Below are 20695 nucleotides of genomic sequence, written 5' to 3'. Positions count from 1 at the left end.
TGAGTTATAGGGTGGGAGAATTAGGCCTGGCTTGCCACACTTAACCATTCCGGTTAGTCTATATTGTGTATTATAGAGCAGACCGGTATCGTCAAAAATGGATTTAAGAGTACAGTTAAGGGTAAAAAGGTGAACGGACTGCGGAGGCCGGAAAAGTTCCCAAAACCGGCAGCGGGGAGAGCGGAGAGCATCATGAGAAAAGTGTGGGTTAAGCTGATCGAGCCTTTACTGGCGCGGGTGTCCCGCCGCCTGGCTAACAAGCTGATTCTGTTGTTTACGATTATCATCATCCTGGTGGTCAGTTCACTCACCTACATATCCTATAGCATGCTGCAGCGGGAATCGGTCGATAACAGCATTGCTAGTACCAGCAATAACCTGCTCCTGGTCGGACGGAATCTGGAGAGTTATCTGAGCGGGATTGAGCAATTGTCTCTGCCGCAGATCTCCTACGATGAGTTCAATTATGCGCTTTTGCATGAATCGGAAGACTACAGCTCCCGGATGTACGTGGAGGATTATCTGCGGAATTTGTATTTTTCACGCAATGATCTGGAGGCGGTCTACCTCTATGTAATCAAGGAGCAGAAGTATTATTATGTCACCAAGGAGAACTATAACATCACCGTCCGGGTATCCGAGCATCCGCCTATTGATGACCTGCCGTGGTATAAGCGGGCGCTTAAGAGTCCGTATAACCGTTCCTATCAGTCGTTCGTGGAGGAGCAGCCGGCCAGCGTGAACAGCGCCGATTACCCCGTTAACCGGGGCAAGGTGTTCATGGGCTATCACCGTCTGATCCGCTCCATCGTGTCACGCGAGCCGCAGGCGGTATTATCGCTATATTTGAACTCATCCGTGACCGATGAGATTATGCGGGATATCCCGTTCAGCACCGGAGAGCATCTGATGTATATCAGCCCGGACGGGGAGCCCTTCAAGGTGGATGACAAGGAATTCTACCGGGAGAGCAAGGAGGCGGGACTGGCGAAGCTGCTGACACCGGAGCAGAAGGGGCGCGTAACCTGGCCCGGCAAGGGGCAGAAATACCTCGTAATCTACGATATCAGCCAAAAGGAAGGCTGGAAGCTCGTCAAGCCGATTCCCTACACCCAAATCTATGAGGCAGCGACAACGACGCGAACGTTAAGTGTGGCGATTGGCCTGCTGTTCCTGATCGTCTCTGTGGTGCTGGTCAGCTTCACCTCGAACCGGATCACCCATCCGCTGAAGAATCTGTCGCTCCAGATGCAGCGGTTCAGCACCGGGAGCTTTGATGCGCAGGCGACGGTTGCGGGCAAGGATGAGATCGCCTACCTGTCGCGCCATTTCAACAAAATGGTCGAGAAGACGAATGAGCTGATCAATGAACGCTACAAAATGAAAATTGTTGAAAAGAACGCCGTCTTAAAAGCGCTGGAGGCCGAGATTAATCCCCATTTCCTGTACAATGCACTCCAGGCGATCTCAACTAAGGCCCTCAAGAACAACAACGATGATATTGTCGAGATGGTGGACAACCTGGCCCTGACCCTGCGATACTGCATTAGCGGCAAGGATGTGGTGCAGGCAAGGGAGGAGCTGCGGCATATCGAACGTTATCTGGCGCTGCAGAAGGCGCGGTTCGGGAACCGGATGCAAGTGGTGTACGCCTGGGATGAGAGCCTGATGGAGCTGAGAATCCCCAAGCTGTCGCTCCAGACACTGGTGGAGAACTGCATCAAGCATGCGCTGGAAAAGGTATCGAATACGGTTACCATCACCATTGAGGCGCATATCACCGGCACACACAGTGTGATCTCCGTGCTGGACGATGGGCCGGGCATCAGCGGAGAACGGCTGGAGCAGGTGCTGAGCTCCCTTCAGATGCAGTGGGAGGACCGCGCAGCGGACACGGCCGAAGAGGACGGTATGGAGAGTATCGGGCTGAAGAATCTGAATACCCGGCTGAAGCTTTTGTATGGAGATGAGTCGGGTCTGGTCATTCATAGCACGGAGCAGGGAACACGAATGGATATGCGGCTGCCGCGGGGAGGAGTAGGACAACATGTATAGAGTGCTGATTATTGATGATGAGGAGCCGCTGCGCGAAGCGATTCACATTCTGGGGGATTGGGAGGGCCTCGGTGTCAGCGAGGTGCGGGAGGCGATGGACGGGAAGGCGGGCCTTGAGCTGCTGCGCCGCGAACGGTTCGATCTGGTGCTGGTTGATATGAAAATGCCGGAGCTGAGCGGAGCCGAGCTGCTGCAGATTGCCGAGCAGGAATTCCCGGAGCTGCTGCTGATTGTGATCAGCGGCTATAATGATTTCGAGTATACGCGCCAGGCTATCCGCTCGAAGGTGGTGGATTACCTGCTGAAGCCGGTGAACCGCACAGATCTTAACCATGCGCTGCGCAAGGCGGTGGGGGTGCTGGAGGCCAAGCGGAAACGGGAGAGCGAGTTCATTAACCGCAATATTACGCTCAATATGTCGCTGCCGAAGCTGAAGGAGAAGATGTATCTGTCCATCATTGACCGGAGCTTCAAGACCCAGTCCAATGAGGCCTTTCTCCCGCTGATCGGGGCGGACGGGGCGGCCAGCCACTTCGCTGTCGGCCTGCTGCGGATGCTTAATCTGGAACAGGTACGTAAGGAAAGATTCCATGGGGACCGGGATCTGCTGCATTTTGCCGTAACGAATGTCATGAACGAGAACACGGACGGGCAGTTCGAGTCGTTCAGCTTCGCCAGCACCAAGGGGGAGCGCGAATTCATTGCCATCTTCACCATGAAGGGCGGTTATGAAGCAGATGCGGCCTTCCTGTCGCTGCACCATATGAAGAAAGCAGCCGCTACCTTGAAGGAGCTGTTCGGAATCCTCTGTGCAGGCGGAATCGGGGAGCCTTGCCGCGATTCGCTCAGCATTGCCGTCTCCTATGAGCAGGCCAAAGCCTCACTAGATGCGATTGACCTGCTCAGTCTGAAGGGCAGCCTGATCGCACAAGGCAGAGCAGTGAATCCGGTATCGCGGGATAATCCCTCCCTGACCGGGAGGATGCCGCAGATCCGCAGCGCGCTGGAGGGCGGGAATGTGAACCATGCCCGCAGCATCCTCAGCGAGTTCATCCGCAAATGCCAGGAGACGGAAGGCTTCACGCTCGGGGAGGCGGACCGGACGCTACAGGGCTTTCTTTTGCTGCTGGGCGAGATTGCTGCAGAGCTGGATGCTATGCCGCCGCAGATCCGCAGCGGGAAGGACAGCAGCCTGTCATCCCTGGGCATCCTTAGCGACTTCGCCTCCTTTGAGCAGTTTGCCGGCGTGCTTAACGATATCTTCGACCGTTATGCGGGTGAGATCAGCCGGACGGTAGCCGGAGACCGCAGCAGTGTGCTGGAGAATATTAAGGCGTATATTGATAACCATTATTTCGAGGATATTAAGATATCGATGTTCACGGAACAATATTTCCTGAGCAGAGAGTATCTGATGAAGCTGTTCAAGGGACAATACGGCTACGGCATTCACGAGTATGTGCAAAAGGTAAGGATGAACAAAGCCACAGCACTGCTGGCCGATCCTGCCCTCAAAATTCAGGATATCTCTGAAATGCTGGGGTATAAGGACAAGAACTATTTCAGCAAGGCATTCCGCAATTACTATGATTGCTCCCCTTCTGAATTCCGGCTGCGGCTGCCAGGGGTAGAAAAGTGAAACGGTTACATGGACACTTTTTTACCCTCATCAGTTCACTTATGTACCTTCTTATCCTTTTTCTTTTTATTTAGAATGATGAGCAAGACCACAAGATGCATAAGGAAAAAGGGGGCAACATCATGTTAAAACGATTCATGGCATTATCTGCGAGTCTGCTGCTGGTGGGCGGACTGCTGGCCGGTTGCGGTGGAAATAACACCAATAATACCGCTAACAACACAGGTGGAACAGCCGGAGCAGGCAATACACCAACGGATTCCGCCAAGCCCGTCACCATTAATATGTTCACCGCCTCTCCCGAATACACAGATGCTTTCAATGCTTATATTGCGGAATACAAGAAGGTGAAGCCGAATGTTACGATCAATCTGGAAATCATGCAAGCAGACTACAATACGGTGCTGAAATCCAAAATTGCCGCCGGCAGCACACCGGATGTGTTCCAGACCACGGCGGGCGGGGATATCGATACTTTTGCCGAATACAGCGCTGACTTGACCAATGAGCCGCTGGCCGCAGCGATGACGGATGCCGTCCGCTCCAACATGAGCTCTACCGATGGCAAAGTCCTCGGACTGCCGGTGAAGGGCAACCTGTTCGTCCTGATGTACAACAAGAAGCTGCTGGCGGATGCCGGCATCACGGAAGTGCCTAAGACTACTGCTGAAATGGATGATGCGATCACCAAGCTTGAAGCCAAGGGCATCACACCCTTCGCCAACGCCTATAAAGAGTGGTGGGTATGGAAGCATATCTTCCAGCACTTCGTAGACGCTGCCGCGACCGATGCCGGAACCGATGCAAAGACGCTCGTAGCAGACTTCATCGCCGGGAAGACGACCTTCAAGGATCATCCGGTGCTGAGCGATAACTTCTTCAGCTTCATTGATACAACCGTTAAGCACGGAACAGACAAGCCGCTTGAACGTGACAGCAATGCAGAGGTCAGTGATTTCGCCCTGGGCAAAACAGCATTCATGACCGGTAAAGGCGCATGGGATGAAGAAGCGATTAAGAAAATCACCCCTGACTTTGACCTCGGCATCGCCGGGTACCCTGTCAGTGACAAACCGGAACAATCCCAAATTATCACCGGTGCCGACCAGGCACTGCGGATCAATAAGGATTCTGCGGTAGCAGCGGAAACGATTGAGTTCTTCAACTGGCTCTATACTTCCGATTACGGGAAGAGCTGGTTCTCTAACGTAGCGAAGGTCATTCCTCCAATCAAGGATGCCCCGATGCCTGACCTGCAGATGCCTAAGGAAATGGAAGAAATCCTGAAGACGGAGAAATCCGGCGACCTCTCGGTGAACTACTCCCTGGATACGTTCCACCAGAAATTCGGGGAGCTTATGCAGGCTTATATCGGCGGCAGCAAGACGAAGGATCAGGCGATTGATGAAATTCAGAAGGCTTGGATTCAATTCGGGTCTGCGGAATAAAATTTTGGTTTGACCTTAGCGGCCTCCGAAGTAAGCTTTATTACTGAGGGGGTCTTCTTTCTATGTAACGCAGATTTCAGGGTGGGGGGTGTATGTGGCTGGACGTAACTGCGTGAGCTTTGGATTTCCGGCCGCTGTTGTCTCCAGATTTCCTGATTATACCGCTCGTAGCGGTTGAAATCCGGAGACAAAGGCGGGCGCTGTCGCTCCTCCAATTCCAAACCTCCCTCCGTTACTTCGCCACCTACACGAGCACCGCAGGAAAATTAGGAGTTACGAATAGAAGAGAAGGTCTCAATATCGGGAGAAGCAGGAAGAGCGGAGATATTAAGGGATAAGAGATTAAGAGATTAAGAGTCACGAATATTTGCAAGGAGGCCAAATAGACATGGACAGCAGGCTAATAGACATAGCCGAGAACGGGCTTTATCTTACAATAGAAATTACAGCGGAGCAGGATGTGCGGCTGCTGCATTTTGGCGCAGCGCCGCTGGAAGCAGGGAGCATAGAAGACAAGCACAAGGCAAGCTTCCGGCTGCTGGAGCTGCAGCTGTCGGGGGAAGACCGGGCGGAATATCACGGGCGGACACACCGTGCGTCTTATCCGGGATTGCGCATGGTGTATGACGGGCATAAGGACACGGTGAATCCGCTGGGACGGAAGCTGGAGCTTACGCTGGCTGATCCGCTGACGGGTGTGAAGGCAGTACAGCATTATCAGTTCTATACTGGTGTGCAGATTGTGCGGGCCTGGACAGTCTTGCGTAATGAAGGCGATGCGGAAGCGGCTGTGGAGTATCTGTCTTCGTTTGCACTTACAGGAGTGGACAAGGAGGGCAACGGAGACCGTAATGACAAGATTGAAGTGAGTATTGCTCACAGCGGGTGGCAGAGTGAGCTGCAGTGGAAAAGCTACAGTCTTCCAGAGCTGGGCATGTCCCATCTCGCCGACCGTGGCTCGAAGCGGATTGCCGCCAGCAATACCGGGTCCTGGTCAGCGGCGGAGCTGCTGCCAATGGCTGTGCTGCGCAACAAGGAGAGCGGGACAAGCTTGTTCTGGCAGATTGAACATAACGGCTCCTGGCACTGGGAGCTGACGGATCAGGGAGATCAGCTTACACTGCTGGTCAGCGGACCTACGGAGCATGACAATCACTGGTGGCTGAAGCTTGCCCCTGGCGAAGCGTTCACCTCTGTGCCGGTGGCCGCAGGTATAGTAGAGGGCGGATTCGGAGAGGCGGCAGAGCAGCTTACCGCATACCGGCGGCTGATCCGCAGACCGAATGAGGATAATGAGCTGCTGCGGGTGATTTTCAACGACTACATGAACTGTCTGTGGGGAAGCCCGACAACGGAGAAGCTGCTGCCGCTGATTGATGCTGCTGCCGAAGTCGGCTGTGAATACTTCTGCATCGACGCGGGCTGGTATGCTCCCGGTGAATGGTGGGACGGGGTCGGGGAGTGGGCGCCTTCGGCTGAGCGCTTCCCGGAAGGCATCAAGTACGTGCTGGATGTGATCCGCAGCAAGGGGATGATTCCGGGTCTGTGGCTGGAGCTGGAGGTGATGGGCATCAACAGTCCGAAGCTTGCGGAGACCGGCGACAGCTGGTTCTTCATGCGCCATGGCAAGCGGGTCAAGGACCGCAGCCGCTATCAGCTCGATTACCGTAACCCTGCGGTTATTAAGCATGCCGACAGCGTGATTGCCCGGCTGGTGGAGGAATACGGCATCGGGTATATCAAGATGGACTATAACATCAATGCAGGCATTGGTACGGAGACGGAGGCAGACAGCTTCGGGGACGGTCTATTGCAGCATAACCGCGCTTATCTGGCCTGGCTGGACAGCATCTTCGCCCGTTATCCGCAGCTCGTCATTGAGAACTGCTCCAGCGGCGGGATGCGGATGGATTACGCCATGCTCAGCCGCCACAGCATCCAGTCCACCAGCGACCAGGAGGATTATGTGAAGTATGCTGCCATTGCCGCAGGCTCTCCGGCTGCACTGACTCCCGAGCAATCGGCGGTCTGGTCGTATCCGCTGCGCGAAGGTGACGATGAAGAGGTCATTTTCAACATGGTTAACTCGCTGCTGCTTCGCGTTCATCAGAGCGGCCATCTGGCCGAGCTAACGCCAAGACGCCGGGCGCTGGTGAAGGAGGCGCTGGATTATTACAAGTCTATCCGTGCCCACATTCCGCAAGCCTTCGCCTTCTGGCCGCTCGGTCTGCCTGACAGTGGAGGGGAATGGGTCAGCTTCGGCCTCCGTCATGGGGACATCCGCTATATTGCTGTATGGCGGATTGCCGGAGAAGCGGCTGCGGTTACGCTGCCCATTCCTGAGCTGAGGAGCCGCGAGGCGGAGGCCCGGTGTGCGTATCCTGAGGCGCACGGGTCGCAGTGGAGCTGGGACGCTGTAGAAGGCAGCTTGACCGTTACGCTGCCCGCTGGCAAGACTGCGAGGCTCTTCGAGCTTCGTTCGTAGGGCTTGCTTCGCCCGCCAAGAAGAGGCTGAAAGCTGATACGGGGTGATTTGCATGCAAAAAGGGGTATTTCTGCACCGGAGAATGGCTGCTGAAATACCCCTTTTTCTGCTACTTGATGAAGCTTAGGCTTTTCAGCAGCAAACGGCGTGTGTAATAAAAGGACAAGAGAAGGAGGAACGCTAGAACTAGGCTGAAGGGTAGGCTGAGAAAGACGGGGACCGAATAGGAAGGGGTCAGATTCATCCCTATGGCACTGACTCCGAAGGTCCGCAGTAAGCCCGCTATCGGAGCAATGATGGCACAGATGAAGCTCCCGGCCACCCAGACGCCCAGCACGGGCAAGGCAAAGAGGATGACGAATCCTTTTGCCAGATAGTTCAGCAGGTTGGGCATTGCACCAGAGGAAGAAGATTTCATGTCGTGTACCTCCATCTTTATGTATTCATGTGAATAATCTTGCCTATCTGGGAAAGGGGATGAATTGTCAGTATCTCCCGGTAACGGACCTCCCGGATAGAGCATCCCGGCCCGAGTGTAACATTCTGTCCGCACACAAGGTCTGCCTGCGTCCGGTACAGGGTGAGGTCAGCCCCTTCAATGATCTCACAGCGCAGCTTGCGGAAAGGGCTCAGCGGCATAGGGAGCAGTCTGGAGGAGGGGGACACGATAATATCACCTTCAGAGGTCATGTGTCTGATCTTGCACAATGCACCCAGCTTGATGCGGATGGTGCCCATGCAGGATAAGCGGTCTATACGTACGCAGCCTTCAGCCTGGAATTCTTCTGCGGCAGCCTTACCGGTAACAGATAAGTATCCGTTGGACGTGATGCTCACGCCCCTGAGTTCAGGAACGCGCAGACTGCCGAAGCTGTTCAACTCCTGTGTATTGCAAGACAACCCTATGGAGCATTCTCCTCTAAGCCTCAGGCGCGCTGTGGTCAAACTCCCGCTGACATGCAGGTGTCCCAGCACCTCCACATGGGAGGCGTCCATATCCCCCCGGCAGATCCGGGAGCCGTTGATTTTAAGAGGTTTATTGGGCGCAGGTGTCGGGTTCAGTGCAGACATAGGTTCGTTCACCGCCGTTTTATAATATTTTAGTAACTATAATATATATCAAATAAAATATATAATCAATATTTGTTCTCTATCAAAAAAACTGCACTTCCCTAAGGGAAATGCAGTCTGTGCTTAAAGGATAGCTATTGGTGTTACTCTAACATTCCGCCCATCAGATCATCGATTCTTTGGAGGGTGGAGGAGATTTTGTCGAGGTCAGTCAATGCAAAGGTGTCGAACAGAGAAAGGATGTGCTGCTTGCCTGGTCCGGTGAGAACAATATTCACGACTCTGCGGTCTTCCTTCGTGCGCACTCTCTTGATGTATCCCAGATCCTCCAGCTTATCGCACATGAACGAAGCGGCTCCCGGCGTAATGACAAGCCGCTCTGAGATATCCGTAATATTAAGGGAGCCTGTGAGGTGCAGAAGGAACAACAGCATGATCTGGTTCTGCGAGAGTGATCCTTTTTTGGTAATCCGGTCTATGAACGCCTGTGATTTCTGCTGCACGCTGGCCATATGCTCCATGACGGTATAGACGGCTTGCTCTTTCTCAGCTTCTTTGCTCATGGAAACACTCCAATATCGTATATTAAGTAAAATATATAGATTATATATCTTTTTTGTCAAGTAAGGAGGGGAGAGCATAGTTCCAAAGGAGCAGCCGTAAGCTAAGAGCAGAACTGCTTCAGCCATACTCCTGCAGGATTCCGGGCAAAAATAGAATGAAAAGAATAAAATGGATATAAAACGGTTTCAGTTATAGTTTTGTCGAAAAAACTCTAAACTTTGTCGAATTTTTTGTCGATAAATATCAAAAGATGTAGAAATAAAATTGACAGGAAAGAAATAGCACTTTACAATGCAATTATAGAGTAATCATTTCTACTTATTAGAAGCTTTGATAGCTTTTAACACCGAATGATGATCCAAGTGTTATTTCAAGGGAGGATGCATAATGATGAAAGCAACTGGCATAGTAAGAAAAGTAGATGAACTGGGACGTATTGTGATTCCGATTGAGCTCCGCAGAACAATGGGAATTGACATAAAGGATCCGCTCGAAATTTTTGTGGACGGCGAAAAGATCATTCTCAGAAAATATGAACCTACTTGCATCTTCTCCGGAAGTGCCGAGAACCTGATTAACTTCAAGGGTAAAATGGTCAGTAAAGATGTTCTCGATGAACTGATCTCAAGCTTCGACAACGTATAAGTTAAGGTTCTGAGGCAGTATGCAGTATGAACAGAAGGGACCGCAGTGTAAGCACGCTATGTGTTTGCACTGCGGTCCCTTTCTGTGATTAGGGGTTCGTAGACAACATCTGCGGCTTCCTATATCATTAGGGCGTGTGACCGAAGAACAATTGGAAGGGATGATTTACCTCATGAGCAACGAAGAACAGACACAGGCGGGCAACAGACCGCTGCCGAACTTAAACCAGCCGGAAGCCATCGTATTCGATATGGATGGTACGCTGTTCCAGACAGAGAGCCTGTTATTGCCCGCCTATCATAAAATGTTCGATATCCTGCGGGAAGAAGGCCTGCATTCCGGCCCGACTCCACCTGAGGAGCGCATTCTGGGCAGTCTAGGCATGCTGCTTGCGGATATCTGGAAGAACGTAATGCCGGAAGCGGATGAGGCGGTACACCGCCGGGCGGATGAGCTGCTACTGCAGCTGGAGATTGAAGGGCTGGAGGCCGGAGGGACGGTTCTGTACCCTAAGGTAGTCGAGACGCTGCGTGCCCTGCACGCGCGTGGAGTGAAGCTGTTCGTCGCCAGCAACGGGCTGGAGGATTATATCCATAGCATCGTAGTCGTGCACGAGCTGAAGGACCTGTTCGAGGGGCTGTACAGCGCAGGCGGCTCGGGAACGGCAACCAAGACCGAACTGCTCGGCCTTCTGCTGGATAATCACAAGATCGGCAGCGCCTGGATGGTCGGGGACCGTTCCTCCGATGTACAGGCGGGCAAGGGCAACGGACAGACCGTTATCGGCTGCGCCTATGCCGGCTTCGGGCGGCAGGATGAGCTGAAGGGCTCGGATGTCATTATCTCATCATTCGATGAATTGATTGCGTTGTATGATAACAGCATTGCAGCTGAGCTGTAATCCGTCGTACGATACTTGGAGTTATGCCGGTTGCAATCAGGTCATGAGACTGCCTTCGCCCGATCTTTTATAAGGGCGAGGGCGGTTTTTCCTGTAAAGCGATGTTAAGCTGTCAATTCCTGCACATAATGCAACATGCTTAATTCTCAGATGGCTATTATCGGGAAATGTTGTACAAAAGACAGCATTCTTCGCGATCCAAGCGATGCAGCAGAAGAATTCTTGTATTTACTGCAGCAATCCTCCTTCACACCTAAGTATCCATGCTGCATGTTGCATTTACTACAACACTATCTGTATGCCTGCCGTGTCCGCACCTTGCCGCACCCCACCTCACCTAATCTACTTAACAAACCTACTTTGCTCCTCAGCGGGCGAGCTCCCCGTACCCCTAACCATTACAGAAACCAATCGGATAATCCTTCAACCGGCTCGTAATAACATACATACCAGCGGTGAGAGGGACTGCCCGGACGGGTTACGGAGCAAGGCAGGGGTAATGACCATTTGCAGAAGCATCCGGCAGATTTCCGGGCGGTTCTGTACATCATCGAAGGAAAAGTGAATGATTCTCCAGCCCATTCCGCTCAAGAATGTATCACGGTTAAGCGAGTAACTGAATTTCTCCCGGTCCATATCCCTCACATGGCTCTGATAACCGTCACATTCCAGACCGAATTTCCCGTAGGACGGGAGAAAGGCAACATCCAGAAACTGTGATTTACGGTTCCAGTCATAGATTTCATATTCAGGATGCAGGTCATCCAGATTGCCGAATAGCGGCCACCAGACATTGCGCAGCATCAGCTTCTCAGCATACTGGTGCCCCCGTGACAACCGGCCTCTTCGCTCCCCTGATCGGATAGACAAATGCCGGTCCAATAGCAGTTGATGCGCTTTTTCAAACTCCATATGTATTTCCTCCTCTTTCATGTTAACAAAAAAAGAACGCCCCTCTGCCAGCGATGGCTTGGGACGTTCTTCGTCTGTGTTAATTATACGCTGGCACCTGGGTGGGCAGCAATAAATGGTTTATCGATGCCCGTACATTAACCGTTTGTTTGTAATCAATAGCAGCCGCCAAGAGGATATTTCCTCCCAGATCGTTTATACTGAGTTTAAATACATAACGTAATTTAGTATCTGCACAAGCAAGTGCAGAGATGGAGGTTTGTCCGATTGGAATTATTTGAGTATATTTTGTTGATGCTGGCAGCCGTGTCGCTGTCTAATCTGGTGAACCGGTTCATCCCGTCGCTGTCCGTGCCGATTATTCAGATTGCGCTGGGTATGGCCTTGACCTGGCTGCCCCTGCATTTCGAGCTGGAGCTGAACCCGGAGCTGTTCCTGCTATTATTCATTGCCCCCTTGCTGTTCAATGACGGCAGGCTTGCCGATAAAGTGGCCTTATGGAAGCTGAAAAAGCCAATATTGCTGCTGGCGCTGGGACTGGTTTTTCTAACGGTAGGAGTGCTGGGATATTTCCTGCACTGGCTGCTGCCGGTATTGCCCCTGGCTGCTGCTTTTGCGCTGGCTGCGGCACTGGCCCCTACGGATGCGATCGCTGTAGGCGCACTGGAGCAAAAAGTAAAAATTCCCCATCAGACGATGCAGATTCTCGAAGGAGAATCGTTGATTAACGATGCATCGGGTCTGGTATCCTTTCAATTTGCAGTTGCGGCTATGGTTACAGGCGCCTTCTCTTTCAAAACGGCCAGCCTGAGCTTTATTGGCATCTCGTTAGGCGGTGTGGTGCTGGGCCTTGTGCTCACGTTCATTAAATACGGGATCGTCCGGTGGCTGCGCAGGCTCGGGATGGAGAATGTCACCTTACATATGCTGATTGAGATCCTGACGCCGTTTGCTATTTTTATGGCCGCTGAGGAGCTGGGCGTCAATGGCATTCTGGCGGTGGTCAGTGCAGGGATCGCCCATTCCTTCAGCTACAAGCAGATGAATCCTGAGGTAGCCAAGCTAAGCGTCGTGTCCAAAAGTACCTGGGCGGTCATTATCTTTGTCCTGAACGGTCTGGTGTTCCTGTTGCTCGGTACCCAGCTGCCGGAGATTATTAAGACAGTTTGGAACAATCCGGGTATAGGAAATGTCCAGGTTATCTTGTATACCCTGCTATTAACCGCTGCTGTCCTAGGTCTGAGGCTGATCTGGATGCTGGTCATGGATATTCCCGAAGGCGAGGAGCCGCGGGGACCCTGGAAGCTGGAATTCAAAAAGGCGCTCATTCTCACGTTGTCGGGGGTGCGAGGTACGATTACCCTGGCGAGTACGATGTCACTGCCGTTTTTCCTGGATGATGGCTCCTACTTTCCGGCGAGGGACCTGATTATTTTCCTGGCGGCGGGTGTCATTCTGTGGACCTTGCTGGCGTCTAACTTTCTGCTGCCGCTGCTGCTTGGCTCAGATCATGAAGCGGAGCATAATGCCGAGGAGGCCGAGGCCAAAATCGAAATTCTGCGCAACGTAGTTGCCGGTCTACAGGAGCAGGCTACAGATCAGTCCCGCATGGCATTGAATCATCTGACCGGCACCTATAATGCCAGAATCCGCCTCCTGAAGAAGAATGAAGACGCTGAGGAAATGGAACGGAAGCTTGGGGTGACAGCGCTCAAGTGGCAGCGGGAATACATCATGCATGCGCTCAAGCAGCATGATGTGAACCCGTACACGGCCTACCGCTATCTGAACCGGTTGAACCGGCAGCTGTTCATATACACTCGTGATCCGCAGTACAAGAATGACCTGATTCCGTTCAAAAGCTGGGAAGAAATCACAGGTGTCATTCAGCAGGTCCGCTTAAACGCACAGGAGCGGCGTGAGGAATCGAACCGGCTGCAGTCCGGGATTTTCGCTTACGTTCTTGAACAGCTGAGAGAGCTGCAGAATACGGGGGAGATGGAGCCTGAGGTAATTAGCTCCCTGATTCTTCGTTATGAGCGGGGGCGGCTCAGACTGACCCGTCAGGAGTCTATCTCTGCTACAAAGAGGGAGTTCGAAGAGTCGCTGCACGAGCTGTCCCGCGCGGGCATTCAGCTCGAACGTGACCACATTCAGCTGATGTTCGAGGCCGGACGGATCTCCAGAGCTAGCATGAAGGAAATGAAACGTGATATTCTGTTCATGGAGCATGATCTGCGGGAAGAGACGGGCTATTGAGCCCTATTCTATATGAAGCATTACATTCCATAAGGAGATGAATATACGGAATATGAGAAAACAAATCTTGATTGGTGCATGCACAGCAATTGTAGCGGTTGGAATCTTTTGGTATGCGGAAAACGAGGGTCGTAAAACGGCTGATAACCGGGAAGTAGCGGTCAGCACCCAGCCGGACAGTCAGGCAGCATCCAGTCAAAATATCAAGCAAATGGTGGCGGATTACAGCTCGCGTGCCTTGACCTCCGAGTCCGCCTCCATTACCTCCACCCAGCTTATCGTGGACAGCGGCGGTCCTAAGGAAGTAACCTATGATCTGCCGGAGAATGAATTTTTCCTGTCTGTGGCCCCCTATGTGGAGAAGACGCATCCCTGCGCGACGCACAGCCTGACCGGCTGCCAGGGAGAGCTGACGGACCAGGAATTTGACGTATACATCGAAGATGCCGAAGGCAAGGAAGTGATGAACAAGTCCGTAAAATCCCAGTCCAACGGCTTCATCGACCTCTGGCTCCCGCGCGACCAGAACTACCGGATGACGATCACTCATGAAGGCAAACAAGCCCAGTCCGAGATTTCCACCGTTGAGAGCGATGATACTTGCCTAACTACTATGCAATTAACACAGTCCATTAGTACAAATTGATTTAATCCTGATTGTTATATGTCTTACAGCTATATTTAGATTATGGTACAAGAAAAGCGCCCGGTGAGGCGCTTTTTCTTAATTAAGCCGTCCCGCTGGGCTTGCAGCATTTTTCCCGACTCGCTCCTTTACGATTTAAAGTTTCTATAATCAAATGAACCACTCGCAACAGGAATAGTCCCAGTACGTATCCATTCAATAGCCTGCAATACGAGGGGGGATGAATTGTTAGAAGTTACTTCATCAAGAGCCAGCCAAATAGCCCCGTTTGAATCTTGTCCTTCAAACGATTCAATGGTATAAGGTCTCTCTTCTGAATCAACGTTAACTTCATATACAATAGCAATATGATGTAAATTTTCTACTGTATTATCTTGTAATGTCCATATCACAGAAAAATCACACACTCCAATATTTTTAAGTTTTCGAACGGTATGCCCTGTTTCTTCACGGAATTCTCTTGTGATTCCTTGCTCTAAGGATTCCATCTTTTCTAACCGGCCACCAGGTAAATCATATTTTCCTGTGTAGGGACCTAAGATTTTTTGAATAACCAAAATACAGTTATCAGCCACGCAAATTCCATAGACCCCCACATGCCGATAAAAATTGTCGTTGATATCAACCATTCTATCCTTCCCCCCAGCTATCTCGAATTAAATAAAATAGATAGAGAACCTTCTCTCTCCCGTTTTGTGCGTACATCCATTCGCCAGCCGTTTCCCGAACAATTCCTGTTAGTGTACAGACCCCGGACGTGCCCCACATCCGGCGGTAATCCCCCTTTTTTTCATTAACCAAGAGGGGTGAAGGGGCTCACGCTGAAGCTTGGAAATCCTGCACATAATGCAACATTCTACTCAATTAAAATGGCCTTAGTCGCAAATTGTTGCACAAACAGCAGGATTTCCTCTCATCCAAGCGGCGGTGCAAGAAGAATCCTGTATTTTCTGCAACAATTCTCCCCCAGCCCAAGTCTACATGAACTTAAGTTGCAAAATCTGCAACATTAGGAGGTAGAAGTATGTCTTCGTATTGGAGCAGAGCCTCCTATTCCAGCACATCCCCCTTATGCAGTCCAGAGAGACCTACATGAAATGAAAAAAGGAAGAACTTCCATTCAGAGAAGCTTTTCGTTTTTTTTTTTTTAAATATAAGAATTTATATGTTGCACACGATAAATTATCCTTCTATTTCTCGCTGAGGGAGACGGTTCTTCAATGGTCAGTCCTGTTACATAACTTGTCACGGAAGTATTGTCTGATTCTGGTTTGGTCTGTATTGCTGTTCCGGGTGATGACCCTTCATTCCGATAATTATAGCTGATGCTTTGTTAACGTTCCATTCACACTACTCTGATAATCTCTATAAGTGTTAGGCGGATGAAGTTCAACCTTAAATAGACAGATGATGCGGAGGGTAATAATGTTAATATTCATGAAAAAAAAGCTGATCGCCGGTATGGCCATGCTGGCTGTGCTGGGGTTAGGCGCAGGCCTTATATTTCCCGGGAAACATGCCAAGGCGGAGACAGGGCAAGCTGCTTCACTGGGGTCCCGGATTGAAGCACCTGCCAATCTTGAGGATACGGCAGGCCTGACTGCCTTTGTGGATGGTATGATGGAAGAGTATATGAACCGGCTGCAAATTCCGGGAGCCGTCATCTCCATCGTCAAGGACGGGAAGATCATTCTGGGCAAGGGGTACGGCAGTTCCAATCTGGAGCAAGCGGCTCCGGTTGACCCTGCCACCAGCATGTTCCGAATCGCTTCAACGACCAAGTTGTTCACCTGGACAGCCGTGATGCAGCTGGTGGAACAGGGGAAGATTGATCTGGATACGGACATTAACACCTACCTGAAGTCCGTGAAGATTCCTGCCACTTATCCTGAACCCATTACCATGCGTCATTTGATGACCCATACAGCAGGCTTTGAAGAGGGCGGAGTCGGTTATCAGATCGTCACTGATCCTGCCGGATTGCCCGGTTCCATCTCGGAGATACTCAATAAACATATGCTCGCCCGGATCAGACCGCCCGGTGAGATGAGTGCCTATTCTAACTATGGAGCCACGCTTGCCGGGATGATCGTGGAGGACGTCAGCGGTATTCCTTATAATGATTATATTCAGAAGAATATCTTCGATCCGCTGAACATGAAGCATTCGACGGTCGTGGAACCATTGCCGAAGTCATTCATCCCTTACCAAGTAGTAGGGTATAATAGCGAGAACGGCAGCTTTATGCCAGGCATACCTACCTTCGAGGGCGGATTTCGTCCTGCCGGCTCGGGCACCGTATCTGCATTGGACATGGCCCATTTCATGATCGCGCATCTGCAGAACGGGAAATATGGCGACGGTCAGATTCTGAAGCCTGAGACTGCTGCATTCATGCATTCAACGGCATTCCAGCTCGATAAGCGTCTGCCGGGAGTAGCTCTCGGATTCGCAGAGAAGCGGGTGAACGGGGTAAGATTAATCTCTCATGGCGGCTCCGATCCCATGTTCAATACGGAATTGTATCTTGCACCTGCCGAGCAGCTGGGGATTTTCTTATCCTACAATGGCGGTCAAGGCAGTGAAGCTGCGACCCATCTGGTCCAGGCCTTGTTCAACCGGTATTATCCCGCTTCCGAAGTGAAGCAGCCGGAATTCTCCGCTTCCGCGGAATCCGTGCAGAAATATGCCGGCTCCTATCAATTTACACGCCGCAACATAAGTGATATTGACAAGTTCTTTAACTTTTTTGCCCAGCTGAATGTTACGGTTGTGGATAACAAGATATCCTTGGGAAGCGGCAGTGAACAACAGCTGTACAGAGCAATCGCTCCTAACCTGTTCCAGCTGGAGGAAGGGACTGATCAGATCGGCTTCCTTACGGATGAGTCCGGCACAGTGACACATATGCTCCTGGACATGGCTCCGGAGATGCCGCTCGAGCGTACGCCGCTTTTGGATCAGAGCAAGTTTTGGCTCATCCTGCTTGGTGTCGTAGGATTCATTTTCCTAACGGCATTGCCTGGACCTATCTTCTTCAGACGCAGGTTCAAGGCGATGACGCTCCCGGAAAAGCGGGCCATCCGGTTATCGGCGGGAACTTCCGTTTGGGCACTGTTGTCTTTTATCACTCTGTTTATGATTATAATGTCCATGGACATTATGCAGAAGCTCAGCGGTATCAGTCCTTTACTGTCTGTCAGTCTGGTTATGCCAATCATTATGGCGGGCTTGACCTTGGCAATGTTGGTCTCGGCTGTACTGGTCTGGAAAAATAAGTATTGGACCGTCCTGAAGCGGGTGCATTATACGTTAGTGACGCTTTCGGCTGTCGTACTAACAATCTTCTTCTACTATTGGAATCTGCTCGGCTGGCAGTTTGGATAACGCTTAAGAGAGAAGGATGACCGTGGCTACAATACTTATCGCGGATGATGATGACAATATCCGAAAGCTGATGTATCTATATCTGCGAAAGGAAGGGTTCCACCTCGAAGAAGCCGGGGACGGCACCAAGGCCTTGTCCATCATAGAGGACACACAGATCGATCTTGTCATTCTGGATATTATGATGCCGGGACTGAACGGCTGGGAGCTGTGCAGGGAAATCAGGCGTTCGGATGCCAATCTCCCTCTCCTCATGGTGACGGCCAAAGCGGAATCCGCCCACAAAATCAAAGGGTTTCAGCTCGGAACGGACGATTACCTGACCAAGCCGTTTGATCCGGTGGAGCTGGTGATGCGGGTAAAAGCGCTGCTCAAACGCTCACTGGTAGTTACTTCCCAGTCCGTGCAGCTCGGCAATGTGGTGCTTAACCGCCGGACTTTTCAGGTTACACGCGGCGGGGCACCGGTCACGCTGCCCTTGAAGGAATTTGATCTTCTGTTTCTGCTGGTCAGTCACCCCAGGCAGATCTTCACCAGAGAACAACTCATTCAGCAAGTCTGGGGACTCCATTATGAAGGGGACGGCCGGACTGTAGATGTACATATCAGCCGGCTGAGGGAGAAGTTCAGCGGCAATGGCGAGGGTTTTCAGATTGAAACCGCCCGTGGCCTGGGATACCGGCTGATCCCTGAGCCATGATCAAGACATTGTATGTCCGGATCATTCTCACGTTTCTTGGCATTATTGTCTTTAGTCTGATCTGTTCCTTTTTCATCGGTTTGTATGTATTTCAGAAGCAGATAAGTTATGAGGGACAGAACGAGATGTTCACAGTGGGCAGGGAGATTATTCACCGCTATGATGACGCCAAGCCTGCAGATACGGACGAGTTCCTGAATAGTATGGTTAAGGTATCCGCACATCCTATTCACCTGTACCATCCGTCCGGAGAACATACCTTTTACGGGCTCTCGGATAGTCCGGCTGTGACCATCACCCCAGAGGCAGTCCGGCAAGTGTTGCAGGGTAAAGTCTATCGTTCCTCCACGGAAGATGATGATACGTTCATCGGGATGCCCTTCATGCTCAAGGGGGAGTGGCGGGCGATGTTCCTGCAGTATTCTGCCGAGAACGAACATCTTGTCAACCGGCTGGTACTCTTTGTGCTGCTGCTGGTGCTTGTGCTGGGAAGTGTATGTATTGTTGTCGCTGCCAGATACCTGGTGGAGCCAATCAAGGCTTTGACGAATGCCACCAGAAGATTGGCCAAAGGTGATTTCGAAGTGGATCTCAGAATGAACCGTGTGGATGAGATCGGGGAGCTGACCCAGAGCTATGTGGAGATGGCGGGGGAACTGAAGCAGCTGGAGCAGATGAGGCAGGATTTCGTCTCCAATGTCTCCCATGAAATCCAGACACCGCTTACCTCCATATCCGGTTTTGCCAAGGCGTTGCAGAGCAATGATCTAATTGCCGAAGAGGAACGTAAGGACTATCTGGATATCATCATTGCGGAGAGCGGACGTCTGTCACGGCTAAGTGATAATCTGCTGAAGCTGGCTTCCCTGGATTCCGAGCATCACCCCTTCACGGCAGTCACCTTCCGGCTGGACGAGCAGATCAGAACCATCGTGGTGACCTGTGAGCCGCAGTGGTCAGCCCGGAGCATCATTATTGATCTGGAACTGCCGGAAGCTGTTCATATAACAGGGGATGAAGATCAGCTGAAGCAGGTATGGATGAATCTGCTCAGCAACAGCATCAAGTTCACGCCGGAAGGCGGGAAGATCAGCATCCGTATAGACCACAGTGCAGCCGAAGTTGCCGTCACTATCAGCGATAATGGCATCGGGATCTCCCCGGAAGAGTGGGGCGCCGTGTTCCAAAGATTCTATACAGTAGACAAGTCGCGGAATGGAAGTAATAGCGGGAACGGTCTGGGACTGGCCATTGTTTCAAAAATCGTCTCCCTGCATCAGGGCAGTATTGAGGTAGACGGTGCGGCAGGAGTAGGCACGACGATTATAGTCAGGTTGCCCGTACGCCAGCCATAATGAAATCCTTGAATTGCCGGTCCGCTGCCCGGTCTTCCCCGGTAACTGAACCGCCCCGCTGTCGGGTAAGAATAACCGCTTTTTGTAAATACATGAAATACAGGTGGGTGGACTTCTGCAGAAGGTCCAGCCACTTTTTTTGATGCTCAGGAGCCACCGCTGCGGTCTCAAGGTTTATGTACCGGGCATACCAGACCTCCATAGCTCTCTTGAAATCAGGCAACTCCGCCGGATCTTTGGACAGGGTGCTGTAATACACTCCAAAAATAGCATCATAATAGATCAACGCCTCCTCATGCTCTCTAAGCGCCAGATATTGATCCAGAATCTTCTCCAGGGAGGGAATAGGCCGGGCAAAATCAAAATCAAACAGCAGCTGTCCAAACATCTGCTCCAGATTATCGACATAGAGCTCCGCGGCTAAATCTTCCTTGTCCTTATAATGAAGGTACAACGTGCGGCGGGAGACCCCGGCTTGTCCGGCGATCTGTGTCATATCCGTGCGTTCGATCCCCTGAGTACAGAATAGGCCCAGCGCGGCCTCCTTAATGAGCTCTTTGGTCATTTGCATTTGCTTTTCACGTAAATTCAATGATCCTCTCTCCTGTCTTCATACGAAAATATTGCT

At 51.5% G+C, this 20695-nt stretch carries 16 protein-coding genes and 1 pseudogene; 11 read left to right on the top strand and 6 right to left on the bottom strand.

The window, feature by feature from the left end; genetic code table 11:
- Positions 1 to 192: 192 nt before the first annotated feature.
- The 4 genes from MKX42_RS24155 (at position 193) to MKX42_RS24140 (ending at position 7627) form a co-directional block, all read left to right on the top strand.
- Positions 193 to 2055, top strand: a complete 1863-nt coding sequence (locus MKX42_RS24155) for a cache domain-containing sensor histidine kinase (RefSeq protein WP_340755200.1) — start codon at positions 193 to 195, stop codon at positions 2053 to 2055.
- On the top strand, positions 2048 to 3694 hold the full coding sequence (locus tag MKX42_RS24150; protein ID WP_340755198.1) for a response regulator transcription factor: 1647 nt from the start codon (positions 2048 to 2050) through the stop codon (positions 3692 to 3694). The genes MKX42_RS24155 and MKX42_RS24150 overlap by 8 nt, the downstream gene beginning before the upstream one ends.
- A 122-nt stretch (positions 3695 to 3816) precedes the next feature.
- Complete coding sequence (locus MKX42_RS24145; RefSeq protein ID WP_340755196.1) at positions 3817 to 5142, top strand: ABC transporter substrate-binding protein; 1326 nt, start codon at positions 3817 to 3819, stop codon at positions 5140 to 5142.
- 388 nt (positions 5143 to 5530) lie between these two features.
- A complete protein-coding gene (locus MKX42_RS24140) occupies positions 5531 to 7627 on the top strand; it encodes a glycoside hydrolase family 36 protein (protein ID WP_340755194.1) in 2097 nt (698 codons plus the stop codon).
- 109 nt (positions 7628 to 7736) lie between these two features.
- Here MKX42_RS24140 and MKX42_RS24135 read toward each other — a convergent pair whose 3' ends face one another.
- The 3 genes from MKX42_RS24135 to MKX42_RS24125 all read right to left on the bottom strand — a co-directional run bounded on the left by MKX42_RS24135 (position 7737) and on the right by MKX42_RS24125 (position 9261).
- Complete coding sequence (locus MKX42_RS24135; protein WP_340755192.1) at positions 7737 to 8045, bottom strand: hypothetical protein; 309 nt, start codon at positions 8043 to 8045, stop codon at positions 7737 to 7739.
- A gap of 17 nt (positions 8046 to 8062) precedes the next feature.
- Complete coding sequence (locus MKX42_RS24130; protein ID WP_340755191.1) at positions 8063 to 8698, bottom strand: hypothetical protein; 636 nt, start codon at positions 8696 to 8698, stop codon at positions 8063 to 8065.
- Positions 8699 to 8841: 143 nt separating this feature from the next.
- On the bottom strand, positions 8842 to 9261 hold the full coding sequence (locus MKX42_RS24125) for a MarR family winged helix-turn-helix transcriptional regulator (RefSeq protein WP_340755189.1): 420 nt from the start codon (positions 9259 to 9261) through the stop codon (positions 8842 to 8844).
- Between the two features lie 388 nt (positions 9262 to 9649).
- On the opposite strand from MKX42_RS24125, the gene MKX42_RS24120 reads away from it, so the two are divergent.
- Together MKX42_RS24120 and MKX42_RS24115 are read left to right on the top strand one after the other, a co-directional pair.
- Positions 9650 to 9907, top strand: a complete 258-nt coding sequence (locus MKX42_RS24120; RefSeq protein ID WP_036692891.1) for an AbrB/MazE/SpoVT family DNA-binding domain-containing protein — start codon at positions 9650 to 9652, stop codon at positions 9905 to 9907.
- Positions 9908 to 10079: 172 nt separating this feature from the next.
- Positions 10080 to 10808: an HAD family hydrolase gene (locus tag MKX42_RS24115; RefSeq protein ID WP_340755186.1), complete on the top strand. Its 729-nt coding sequence runs from the start codon at positions 10080 to 10082 to the stop codon at positions 10806 to 10808.
- Between the two features lie 471 nt (positions 10809 to 11279).
- Here the strand turns inward: MKX42_RS24115 and MKX42_RS24110 are convergent.
- Positions 11280 to 11720 (bottom strand): annotated as a pseudogene (locus tag MKX42_RS24110) (hypothetical protein); the annotation flags it as partial.
- A gap of 267 nt (positions 11721 to 11987) precedes the next feature.
- Between MKX42_RS24110 and MKX42_RS24105 the strand changes: the two are divergent.
- A complete protein-coding gene (locus MKX42_RS24105) occupies positions 11988 to 13979 on the top strand; it encodes a Na+/H+ antiporter (RefSeq protein ID WP_340755184.1) in 1992 nt (663 codons plus the stop codon).
- Positions 13980 to 14031: 52 nt separating this feature from the next.
- Entirely contained in the window at positions 14032 to 14625 is a 594-nt protein-coding gene (locus MKX42_RS24100; RefSeq protein ID WP_340755183.1) for a CueP family metal-binding protein, read from the top strand.
- Positions 14626 to 14753: 128 nt separating this feature from the next.
- Here the strand turns inward: MKX42_RS24100 and MKX42_RS24095 are convergent, their stop codons facing one another.
- A complete protein-coding gene (locus MKX42_RS24095) occupies positions 14754 to 15254 on the bottom strand; it encodes an NUDIX hydrolase (protein WP_340755179.1) in 501 nt (166 codons plus the stop codon).
- 796 nt (positions 15255 to 16050) lie between these two features.
- Here MKX42_RS24095 and MKX42_RS24090 point away from each other — a divergent pair.
- Genes MKX42_RS24090 through MKX42_RS24080 form a run of 3 tightly spaced genes read left to right on the top strand, consistent with a single transcriptional unit; the run spans position 16051 to position 20067 of the window.
- Positions 16051 to 18012: a serine hydrolase domain-containing protein gene (locus MKX42_RS24090; RefSeq protein ID WP_340755177.1), complete on the top strand. Its 1962-nt coding sequence runs from the start codon at positions 16051 to 16053 to the stop codon at positions 18010 to 18012.
- 22 nt (positions 18013 to 18034) lie between these two features.
- The gene (locus MKX42_RS24085; RefSeq protein ID WP_340755174.1) at positions 18035 to 18712 is read left to right on the top strand and encodes a response regulator transcription factor; all 678 of its coding nucleotides are present in this window, start codon (positions 18035 to 18037) and stop codon (positions 18710 to 18712) included.
- Positions 18709 to 20067 (top strand): sensor histidine kinase, encoded by a 1359-nt coding sequence (locus MKX42_RS24080; protein WP_340755172.1) that lies wholly within the window; start codon positions 18709 to 18711, stop codon positions 20065 to 20067. Before MKX42_RS24085 ends, MKX42_RS24080 begins: the two co-directional genes overlap by 4 nt.
- Here the strand turns inward: MKX42_RS24080 and MKX42_RS24075 are convergent.
- A complete protein-coding gene (locus MKX42_RS24075; RefSeq protein WP_340755170.1) occupies positions 20042 to 20659 on the bottom strand; it encodes a TetR/AcrR family transcriptional regulator in 618 nt (205 codons plus the stop codon). The genes MKX42_RS24080 and MKX42_RS24075 overlap by 26 nt on opposite strands.
- Positions 20660 to 20695: the final 36 nt, after the last annotated feature.

It is taken from the genome of Paenibacillus sp. FSL R7-0204 (assembly GCF_038002225.1).
Classification (GTDB): domain Bacteria; phylum Bacillota; class Bacilli; order Paenibacillales; family Paenibacillaceae; genus Paenibacillus_AQ.
The sequence above is the reverse complement of the archived record's forward strand: the minus strand, read 5'-3'. Positions and strand labels throughout refer to the sequence as shown.

Coding starts and splice junctions, on each gene's coding strand:
- MKX42_RS24155 (WP_340755200.1), top strand. CDS start 193: ATGAGAAAAGTGTGGGTTAAGCTGATCGAGCCTTTACTGGCGCGGGTG.
- MKX42_RS24135 (WP_340755192.1), bottom strand. CDS start 8,045: ATGAAATCTTCTTCCTCTGGTGCAATGCCCAACCTGCTGAACTATCTG.
- MKX42_RS24120 (WP_036692891.1), top strand. CDS start 9,650: ATGATGAAAGCAACTGGCATAGTAAGAAAAGTAGATGAACTGGGACGT.
- MKX42_RS24115 (WP_340755186.1), top strand. CDS start 10,080: ATGAGCAACGAAGAACAGACACAGGCGGGCAACAGACCGCTGCCGAAC.
- MKX42_RS24080 (WP_340755172.1), top strand. CDS start 18,709: ATGATCAAGACATTGTATGTCCGGATCATTCTCACGTTTCTTGGCATT.
- MKX42_RS24145 (WP_340755196.1), top strand. CDS start 3,817: ATGTTAAAACGATTCATGGCATTATCTGCGAGTCTGCTGCTGGTGGGC.
- MKX42_RS24140 (WP_340755194.1), top strand. CDS start 5,531: ATGGACAGCAGGCTAATAGACATAGCCGAGAACGGGCTTTATCTTACA.
- MKX42_RS24100 (WP_340755183.1), top strand. CDS start 14,032: ATGAGAAAACAAATCTTGATTGGTGCATGCACAGCAATTGTAGCGGTT.
- MKX42_RS24090 (WP_340755177.1), top strand. CDS start 16,051: ATGTTAATATTCATGAAAAAAAAGCTGATCGCCGGTATGGCCATGCTG.
- MKX42_RS24095 (WP_340755179.1), bottom strand. CDS start 15,254: ATGGTTGATATCAACGACAATTTTTATCGGCATGTGGGGGTCTATGGA.
- MKX42_RS24125 (WP_340755189.1), bottom strand. CDS start 9,261: ATGAGCAAAGAAGCTGAGAAAGAGCAAGCCGTCTATACCGTCATGGAG.
- MKX42_RS24130 (WP_340755191.1), bottom strand. CDS start 8,698: ATGTCTGCACTGAACCCGACACCTGCGCCCAATAAACCTCTTAAAATC.
- MKX42_RS24150 (WP_340755198.1), top strand. CDS start 2,048: ATGTATAGAGTGCTGATTATTGATGATGAGGAGCCGCTGCGCGAAGCG.